The organism is Synechococcus sp. R6-7 (genome assembly GCF_047461695.1).
GTDB lineage: Bacteria > Cyanobacteriota > Cyanobacteriia > Thermostichales > Thermostichaceae > Thermostichus.
On sequence record NZ_JANSHS010000202.1, the window covers coordinates 1 to 9,239 of the forward strand.

9 protein-coding genes are annotated in these 9,239 nt (G+C 60.2%); 3 read left to right on the forward strand and 6 right to left on the reverse strand.

Features of this window, described 5'->3' with window-relative positions; all coding sequences use genetic code 11:
• Positions 1–230 precede the first annotated feature (230 nt).
• Entirely contained in the window at positions 231–1,490 is a 1,260-nt protein-coding gene (locus tag NW815_RS06665; protein WP_414390650.1) for a hypothetical protein, read from the forward strand.
• On the opposite strand, the gene NW815_RS06670 is transcribed toward NW815_RS06665, so the two are convergent.
• The 4 genes from NW815_RS06670 to NW815_RS06685 all read right to left on the reverse strand — a co-directional run bounded on the left by NW815_RS06670 (position 1,468) and on the right by NW815_RS06685 (position 5,232).
• Positions 1,468–3,282, reverse strand: coding sequence for a SulP family inorganic anion transporter (locus tag NW815_RS06670; RefSeq protein WP_414390652.1), 1,815 nt, complete (start codon positions 3,280–3,282; stop codon positions 1,468–1,470). The two genes, NW815_RS06665 and NW815_RS06670, sit on opposite strands and share 23 nt — an antisense overlap.
• Positions 3,279–3,860 carry a rhodanese-like domain-containing protein gene (locus NW815_RS06675; protein WP_414344471.1) on the reverse strand — a complete coding sequence of 194 codons (582 nt, stop codon included), beginning with the start codon at positions 3,858–3,860 and terminating at the stop codon, positions 3,279–3,281. Before NW815_RS06675 ends, NW815_RS06670 begins: the two co-directional genes overlap by 4 nt.
• 56 nt (positions 3,861–3,916) lie before the next feature.
• Positions 3,917–4,399, reverse strand: coding sequence for a DUF29 domain-containing protein (locus NW815_RS06680; protein WP_414352140.1), 483 nt, complete (start codon positions 4,397–4,399; stop codon positions 3,917–3,919).
• Between the two features lie 116 nt (positions 4,400–4,515).
• Complete coding sequence (locus NW815_RS06685; protein WP_414344473.1) at positions 4,516–5,232, reverse strand: MBL fold metallo-hydrolase; 717 nt, start codon at positions 5,230–5,232, stop codon at positions 4,516–4,518.
• Positions 5,233–5,360: 128 nt separating this feature from the next.
• Between NW815_RS06685 and NW815_RS06690 the strand changes: the two genes are divergently transcribed.
• On the forward strand, positions 5,361–5,741 hold the full coding sequence (locus tag NW815_RS06690; RefSeq protein WP_414330936.1) for an ArsR/SmtB family transcription factor: 381 nt from the start codon (positions 5,361–5,363) through the stop codon (positions 5,739–5,741).
• A 49-nt stretch (positions 5,742–5,790) separates the two neighbouring features.
• Here NW815_RS06690 and NW815_RS06695 read toward each other — a convergent pair whose 3' ends face one another.
• Together NW815_RS06695 and NW815_RS06700 are read right to left on the reverse strand one after the other, a co-directional pair.
• A complete protein-coding gene (locus NW815_RS06695) occupies positions 5,791–6,738 on the reverse strand; it encodes a UDP-glucuronic acid decarboxylase family protein (protein WP_414390655.1) in 948 nt (315 codons plus the stop codon).
• A 24-nt stretch (positions 6,739–6,762) separates the two neighbouring features.
• Positions 6,763–8,169, reverse strand: coding sequence for a UDP-glucose dehydrogenase family protein (locus NW815_RS06700; RefSeq protein ID WP_414390658.1), 1,407 nt, complete (start codon positions 8,167–8,169; stop codon positions 6,763–6,765).
• A 135-nt stretch (positions 8,170–8,304) separates the two neighbouring features.
• Here NW815_RS06700 and NW815_RS06705 point away from each other — a divergent pair, with 135 nt between their 5' ends.
• Positions 8,305–9,210, forward strand: coding sequence for a cation diffusion facilitator family transporter (locus NW815_RS06705; RefSeq protein WP_414390660.1), 906 nt, complete (start codon positions 8,305–8,307; stop codon positions 9,208–9,210).
• Positions 9,211–9,239: the final 29 nt, after the last annotated feature.

A 9,239-nucleotide genomic window follows, 5' to 3' on the forward strand; every position in this document is an offset into this window, starting at 1 on the left:
TGCGGGGCTCCTGCGATTTCTAGCTGAAATGAAATCTATTTGTAAGCTAACTGTTTGAGACTAAAAATTAGGTAGGGATCCCGCTACGGCCTGCTTCGGTTTCCCGGTAGGATGGCTAGGGTTCAGGAGAAGAGCTAGAGCGTACCCGTAGTCTAGGGTGTTGTGGTGGACAAAGGGGCAGACTTTAGCAGGGCTTAAGCACTTGTCTTTTTTTGAGGAGTGGGATCCCGATGGCAACAAGTAGCAGCATGGTGAATCGTGGCGTGTTGGCCACAGTGCTGGCCGGGGTAGGACTCAGCCTATGGGGGGCTTGGCGTTGGCTGTGGGATCCCTGGGGCTGGGCTCAGGTAGTGGCCGGGTTGCTGCTGAGTTTGGGCAGCTTGCCCTACTGGCTCAAGACCCGCCCCGCCGATCACCTGGTGGTGGAGCCCCAAGGCTGGCGCATCAGCCGCCACACCCCCGAGCACTGGGTCATTCAAGCGGAGTTTGTGGCTCGCAACCTCAACCCCCTCTTTGAGGTCACCTTGGCCCAGGTGCAGCCGCGACTGCATTTGCTCAGCGCTGGCTCCCCAGAAGGCATTCACACCCGCCTACGCCTGCGCTCTCGCCATCCGGATCTTCCCCCCCGCCAAGACAACTACTGGCAGGCCTACATCATCACCCCCGAGAACCAGACTGGCCTAGAAGTCGAGATCGAGCTGAAGGGGAAAGGGCTAGCGGATCTGCGCTCAGCCTGGCTCCAGCTGGACTACATTCAGTACGGGCGGCAGCGGCGCACCCTCAAGACCAGCCATCTCATCCTGCCGTTGCAGGAGGTGGAGCCCTTGCCAGAGCTGAACTGGCAGCAGCAGGGATCCCTCCTTTGGGCTGCCGTTCCCACCCATCTGCTGACCCCCAGCGATGACTTGGCCGAGGTGCTACGGCGGTATGTAGGCCCTCACATCCAGCCCGGCGATATGGTGGCCATCTCGGAAAGCGCCGTGGCTATTGTCCAGGGCAACTTCCGCCATCCCCTGCAGGTGCAGCCCGGCTGGCTGGCCCGCACCCTGTGCTACTTCTTCCCCTCCAAGACCAGTCTTTCAAGCTGCTACGGGATGCAGACTTTGATTGACTGCTCCGGGGCCTGGCGGGTGGTGTGGGCTTTTGTGGTGGGATCCCTGGCCAAACTGCTGGGGATCCCGGGGGTCTTTTATACCCTGGCGGGGGAGCAGGCCGATCTCATCGACGACGTTACTGGCACCCTGCCTCCCTATGACCAGTTCATCGTGCTGGGGCCGCGGGATCCGGCCAAGTTGGTGGGGGATCTGCATCGGCAGACGGGCTACGAAGTGGCCATCGTGGATGCCAACGATCTGGGGCAGGTCAAGATCCTGGCAGCCAGCCCCGGCGTAGAGCGGGAGCTGGTGGAGCAAGCCCTGGGCAAGAACCCCGCCGGCAATGCCGCTGAACAAACCCCCCTTGTGCTGATCAGGAAGATGACACCTGACTGAGGCTCTGCTGGGATCCGAGGGCTTGCATCGCCTGGTGAGTGGAGAGGAAGAAGCGCTCAGCGCCCACTTTCTCCACAAACCCAGCCTTTTGGAGGCGATCCATCGCCGGCCCCTTCACCTCGGCCATGGCAAAGCCCACCCCTGCCTGCTGCAAACGTTCCACCAACTGGGTCAGCACTTCCAAAGCGCTGCCGTCGATGAAGTTGATGGCGCTGGCAACGAGCAGCACCTGCTCCACTGTGGGTCGCGCCGCCACCTCTCGCAGCAGATACTCCTGCAAGTAGGCTGCGTTGGCAAAAAACAGGCTCTCGTCCACCCGCACTGCCAAGATACGGGGATCGGTAATCACCTCATGGCGCTGCACGTTGCGGTAGTGCTCCGTACCGGGCACCTGACCCACGATGGCAATGTGAGGACGGCTAGCCCGCCAAAGAAAGAGCAGGATGGAGACTAACACCCCTATTCCGATCCCCTGCTCCACTCCGATCCCCAGCACACTGGCAAAGGTTACCAACCAAACCAGGGCATCGCCACGGTCGTAGCGCCAGCTTTGCAGCAGGGGGTGAAAATCCACCAGGGCCAGCACCGCCACCAGAACAATGGCCGCCAGGGTGGTCTGGGGCAAGAAGGTGAACAGGGGCATCAGCCAGATGACCGTCAAAGCCACCAACAGGCCGGTGATTAGGGAGGCCAGGCCACTGTTGGCGCCTGCTTGAAAGTTCACCACCGACCGGCTGATGCCTCCCGTTACCGGATAGCCGCCACTGCAGGCTGCTGCCAAGTTGGCTGCCCCCAAAGCCACCAGATCTTGGTTGGGATCCACCTTCTGCCGCCGCTGGCTGGCCAAGGACTGCCCCACGGCATAGCTCTCCGTGAAGCCCACCAAGCTAATGGCCAAGGCGGTGGGCAGAAGCGCTGTCCACTGTCCCCAGCTCAACGAGGGAAAGCCCAAGGGGGGCAACCCGGAAGGAATGGAGCCAACAACGGATACCCCTGCCCTCTCCGAGAGGTTTAGGCCCCAGACCAACAGGCTGGTCACGAGCACAGCCGCTAGCGGTGCCCCCTTGGTCAAAATCAAGGCCCAACCTGGAGGCACACCCCAACGCCGCAGTTGGTGGGGCAGCTTGTGCTGGGCGTACACCAGCAGGGATATGGCCAGCAGCCCCAAGCCAAAGGTTACCCAGTTTACCTTATCCAGGCTCTGCCACAGCCGCTGCACCAACAGCAAGAAGGACTCCGTATTGGCGATCTTGACCCCCAGGAGGTGGCGGAGCTGGCTGAAGCCGATGATCAAGGCCGCCGCGCTGCCAAAGGCAGTCACCACCGTGTGGCTTAAGAAATTGGCCAAAAACCCCAGCCGCAACAACCCCATCGCCCCTTGAATCAAACCCACTTCCAAGGCCAGGCCTAAAGCCAACTGCCCGTACTCTGGGCTGCCCGGCAAGGACTCCGTCCCGCTGACGCGACCGGCCAGGGGCTCTAACCCTGCCGCCACCAAGAGGGAGATGATGGCCACTGGCCCTACCGCCAAGGCGCGGCTGGATCCCAGTAGTCCATAGACGATCACCGGCAAAATACTGGCGTACAGGCCCACTTGGGGGGGCAACCCGGCCAACAGGGCATAGGCCATGCTCTGGGGCACCAACAGAATGGCCACCACAAGGCCGGCGATCAGATCTCCCGGCAAATCTGATCGTTGATAGTGGAAGACCCAAAGGGACTCCTTAGCAAAGGGCAGGTACCGCGCCAGGATCCCTTGCCCCCCAGAGGAAGTAGAAGGGATCCCACTCATAGCGCCTGACCTCGGTTCCAGGGCATGCGAGCCAAGAGCAGAGCCATGCCACAGGTGTTGGTTACACCCGCAAACACCAGCCCAGCGCCCACAAAGCCACTCAGCAGCAGCCACCAGGGGTTGACAAAGGCCCCCAGAAGGGTTCCGGTGAGCACCAGGGATCCCGCTGCAATCTGCACCTGCCGCATGATGGAGATGGGAGCATTTTGGGTGCGGGTAACGGGCAGCTTGGCCGCTTTCCAAGCCTCGATCCCTCCCTTAAGGCTAATGACCTCCGGCCAACCGCGGTCTAGCAACTGGCAACCGGCGCGGATGGAGCGGCTGCCCATGCGGCACTGCAACACCACCGGCTTTTCTGGCGTAGAGGCGGGCACTTTGGCCGGGTCAAAGGTAGATAGGGGCATGTTGATGGCCCCCGGGATCCGCTCATCGGCATATTCTCCCGGCTCCCGCACATCAATGAGCTGGACTCGCCCCTGATCCAGCCACTGTTTTAAGGTCAGGGCATCGATCTCCTTGAGACGGGGATCCCGTTCTTGCGAAGCGGAAGGGATAGGGTTTTGTTGGGTTACGGTCATGGTTGTCTCCTTGCTTCTAGCGTTGTCTAAAATGCAAAATGCAGCGATTTTTGGGATTAATCCCCCTCCTCAAGCAAATGACTGGGCTCACCGGGGTAAAACCGGCTATCCAGGATTTGCTCTGAGGAATAAGGGCAGGTTTTGGGGAAAATCTTTCTGGGCAGCTTGGTCTCCTCCAGGGCCAGCTTCAGCGCTCCCAAGTAAGACTTGGAGATGGCCTCTGGCAGATAGGGCTTGAGACTTGGGCTTTCTTCAAGAAGCTCCAGAACTTCCTGCCGCTGCAGCTGGAGGGTGAGGAGCCAGCTTGCGGATCTCCCCTCTGGCTGGTACTCCCACTTGAGGAGATGCCCAACCAAAACTGCAAGTCGGTTTCGCAGTTCCTGCCGCTGTTGCCTGCCCAACGATTCAATCTCCTCGACTAAATTGGGCAGATCCAGCTTCTCCCAGGCCCGATCCCGCAGAAATTGAGCTTGTTGCTGGATCCAAGCGTAGAAATCGCTCTCATAGAGACTTTCTCGATCCACGCTCAAACTCTCCATTTCTGGCAAGCCAATTGAGAGAAGGTTACCCAGAGCAGCGGGCCCTCACCATCGGAGTTTCACATGGGCTCCCCAGCCGGCGGGGGCTTACCCTGCACCTCGCTGCCCAGAAGGAATTAAACCGCTGCTGCCACTTGGCCGCACTGCTCGTTGGCCGGCACCGCTTCCTGGATCTTCTTCGGCTGGGGCAGGTTGAGGCTGTTCATCAGGGCAATGAAGCTCTCACGGGAACGCAGGTTGCCCGTTTCCGGATCCACAAAGCGCGGGTTCCAGCGCTTCTCCTCGCCAATGGTGGAGACGGTGTGCCCGCGATAGTCGTGGCCAGGATAGACCAGCGTCTCATCGGGCAGCGTAAACAAGTGCTGGGTAACATGGTCGTACATCAGGCCGGGATCCCCGCTTTGGAAGTCGGTGCGGCCACAGCCGCGGATCAGCAGGGCATCTCCGGTAAGGACGCGATCCCCATTCACGCGGTAGGTCATGTGGCTGTCGGTGTGGCCCAGGGTAGCGATGGCTTCAATGACGACGGATCCCACTTGCAGCGTTTCCCCATGACCGATGAAACGATCTGCACATTGAGCCTTGGCCTGTACTGGCACCACCCCTTGGCAACCGGTCAGTTCCCGCAGCTTCCCGGTTCCCGTGATGTGATCCGCGTGAACGTGGGTTTCCAGGCAGTACTTCAAGGTTAGACCCAATTCCCGAATCAGCTTCAAATCCCGCTCCACCTGCTCCAGCACTGGATCCACCAGGGCGGCCTCGCGAGTTGACGGATCCGCGATTAAATAGGTGTAGGTGCTTGTTTCTGCGTCGAACAGTTGGCGAAATAGCATAGTGCCCTCCTGTCTGGTATCGAAAGCCCGACGTGAACTTGGACTTTCTAGGAACACTATATAACTATCTAGTGTTAAAATCAAGTTGCATGGACGGCGCAAGCAGGTTTGTTGATGGGAGAAAGCCGGTGAGCAGAGCGGATGTGAATGAGTGTCGCACAATCCTGACGCCGCAGGTTCTCAACAGCGTGGCGGAGTACTTCAAGGTTTTGGCGGAACCCAGCCGGCTGCAGATCCTGTGTGAGCTGCGCTCTGGGCCGAAGAATGTAACCCAGATTCTGGAAGCCACCGGCATGGGCCAGGCCAATGTTTCCAAGCACCTGAAAATCTTGGCGCAGGCAGGGATCGTCAGCCGTCAGCCCAAGGGGGTGAGTGTTTATTACCAAATTGCGGATCCCATGTGCTTTGAGCTGTGCGAAGTGGTATGTCGGCAGTTGGTGAGTCGGCTACAACAGCAAGCCCGCCAACTGGAGCCGCTGGCAGCCATTCACCCAGGTCAACCGAGCTGAGGCGGAAAGGGTTCTCAAACGGGTTGGGGTTGTCGGGAGCACCCGAAGGTTATTCCAGCCCCAGCCGCCGACGAAAGTAAGGGATGGTCTGTTGCAGCCCAACTTGCAGCGGGATCCGAGGCTCCCAACCCAAGAGGGCGCGGGCTTTGCCAATATCCGGCTGCCGTTGTCTGGGATCGTCCGTCGGCAGAGGCCGGTAAACGATGGGAGAAGGGCTGCCGGTGAGGGCGAGCACCTGCTGGGCCAGCTCCAGGATGGTGAACTCCTCTGGGTTGCCCAAGTTAAAGGGTCCGGGGTAGGGGCTGTTCATCAGCCGGATCAAGCCTTCCACCAGGTCGGAGATGTAGCAAAAGCTGCGGGTCTGGGATCCATCCCCATAAACTGTTAAGGGATCCCCGCGCAGGGCCTGGACGATAAAGTTGCTCACCACGCGGCCATCGTCCTCCCGCATGGCGGGGCCGTAGGTGTTGAAGATGCGGGCCACCCGGATCTCCGTCTGGTATTGCCGCTGCCAGTCGAAGGTGAGGGTTTCCGCCAAGCGCTTGGATTCGTCGTAGCAGGCCCGCGGGCCGATGGGGTTGACGTGGCCCCAGTAGTCTTCCGGTTGGGGATGCACTTGGGGATCCCCGTACACTTCTGAGGTGGAGGCCAGCAGGAACCTCGCTCCCGTTTTCTGGGCCAGTTGCAGCAGGTGGTAGGTGCCCCAGAGGCTGGTGCGGATGGTGCGGATGGGATCCGCTTGGTAGTGGGGGGGAGAAGCGGGGCAGGCCAGGTGGTAGATCTGCTGGATCCCAGCCTCTGCCAAAGCGGGCGGCAGGGGCTCGGCAACGTCGTGCCAGATGAGCTGAAAGGCGGGGTTGTCCAGATGGGCCTGGACATTGAGCTGCCGGCCTGTGGAGCCATTGTCCAGGCAAATGACCCAGTGGCCTTCTTGCAGAAGGCGGGTTACCAAGTGGGATCCGATAAATCCCAGGCCACCCGTAACCAGGATCTTCATGATTTCCCCTGATTTCCCCAGCACCTACCAGCCCACTCCAATGAGGGTTATGCCCGCCTGCCGCACCGCCTCCCGATCCAGACAGTTACGGCCATCGATGAGCAAGGGCCGCCGCATCAGCTCTGCAATCCGTCGGTAATCCAGCGACAAAAACTCCGGCCACTCCGTCACCAACACCAGGGCATCGCAGTCCTGGGCCAGCCGGAACACATCCGTTTCCACCACCACATGGGCCAACCCCTCCCGCATCCCCGAGGCGGATACAATCGGATCATATGCCTTGACCTTGGCCCCCAGACGGTGGAGTTGTTCGATCAAAGTTAGGGAAGGGGCATCCCGCAGGTCGTCGGTGTGGGGTTTAAACGTGAGGCCCAAAAGGCCAACGGTTTTACCCTTGAGCACCTTGAGGGCTTGCTGCAGCTTTTCCACCAAACGTTGCCGCTGTTCTCGGTTGACCTCCACCGTGGCCTGCAACAGCTTGGCCTCATAGCCGTAGTCAGCAGCGGTTTGAATGAGAGCCGCCAGATCTTTGGGGAAGCAGCTTCCGCCCCACCCTATGCCGGCGTTGAGAAAGGCGCGGCCAATGCGCCTATCTAGGCCGATCCCTTCTGCCACCTGGGTGATGTCGGCGCCGGTGCGCTCGCAGATGTTGGCCATTTCGTTGATGAAGCTAATCTTGGTGGCCAGGAAGGCGTTGGCGGCATACTTGATCATTTCGGCAGAAGCCAGGTCGGTCACCAGCAAAGGCACGGGATCCCCTTGCAGGCCCTGCTGGCGGTTGAGGATGGGTTCATACAGCTGCCGCATGATTTCAATGGCGCGGGGGCTGTTGGAGCCAATCACAATGCGATCCGGGTAGAAGGTATCTTGGATGGCACTGCCCTCCCGTAGGAACTCGGGGTTGCTCACCACGTCAAACTGCGGCGTCCAAGGCGAGAGCTCCAAGGTCAGGGATCTGGCCTCTGGATCTCTCCCCACTTCTCGGCTGCTCAGCCGCTGCTTGGCGGCTTCGGCGGCCCCGTCCAAAATGAGCATGCGCACCCAGTCCCCAGAGCCAATGGGCACAGTGGATTTGTTGACAATGACTCGATAGTGCTCGTCCAGATGCTGGCCAATTTCCCGCGCCACTGCTTCCACGTAGCGCAGATCGGGATCCCCGCTGGGCAGGGCCGGGGTGCCCACGGCAATAAACACCACCTCGCTGGCCTGGATCCCAGAGCCCAGATCGGTGCTAAAGTGCAGCCGACCCGCCGCAGTTCCCTCCCGCACCAGCTCTTCCAGGCCGGGCTCGTAGATGGGCAGGCGACCCCGCTGCAGCCCTTCAATCTTGGCGGAGTTGTTGTCCACACAGATAACGCTATTTCCTAGGTGAGCCAGGCAAGCCCCTGTTACCAGGCCCACATAGCCAGCGCCTACCACAGCAACGTGCATACTCAGAGTTCGCTCCCCAATCGGCGGCCACTTGACTAAGCCTTAGCAGCTTGCTTTTAGGGTACCCTCCCTTACCCCTATTGAGGTCGGTGACAGAATAAAGCAGGATATCTGTGGATCCCCGCCCGAGCTGCAGTGAGCTTTCTGGATTCTGCTGCCATAGCCAGCCGCCGTCAGCGCCAAGTGCAGAGGGTGCTGTACGTCACGCTAGGGCTAAATGTCCTGGTGTTTCTGATCAAGTTAATCCTGGGGCTGACGACGGGATCCCTAAGCCTCATTGCCGATGCCCTGCACAGCTCCACCGACAGCGCCAGCAACATTTTGGGCTTGGTGGCCATGCGCTTTTCTTCGCCAGAGCCCGATGACGACCATCCCTACGGCCATCGCAAGTTTGAAGCCATTGGAGCGCTGGGGATCGCTGCCTTTTTGGGGATGGCCAGCCTGGAAATCTTGCGCACAGCCGTGGAGCGGTTTTGGGAGCCCCAGCCCCACCTGCAGATTGACGAGCTAACCTTGGGGGTGATGGTGGGGGTGTTGGGCATTAACGTCTTTGTTACCCTCTACGAGCACCGCTGGGGCAAAGCGCTATCCAGCTCGCTGCTGTTGGCCGATGCTCGCCATACCCTCAGCGACGTTGGGGTAACGCTGACGGTCTTGCTGGGGTTGGCCGGCGTGCATTACTGGGGGATCCCTTGGTTGGATCAAGCCCTGGCTTTGCCGGTGGCGCTGCTGGTGCTCCGAAGCGGCTGGGAAGTGCTGCAGGAGAATCTTCCCTACCTCACCGACCGGGTGGCGATCCCTGCCGAGGCCCTGCGGGATCTGATCCTGAGCGTGCCAGGCGTGCTCGACTGCCATGACATCACTTCCCGCGGGATCCCAGGGGAAATGGTCTTTATCGAGATGCACCTGGTGGTGGAGCCGCAGGATATCGAGTCCGCCCACCGCCTCACTGAGGAAGTTGAACGCCTCTTGCAGGAGCGCTACGGGCCAGCGCGGATCCTCATCCACCTGGAGCCCCGCTCCCATATCGAGCAACCCTAGCAGGAGCATGACTCTAGTCAATAATAAGC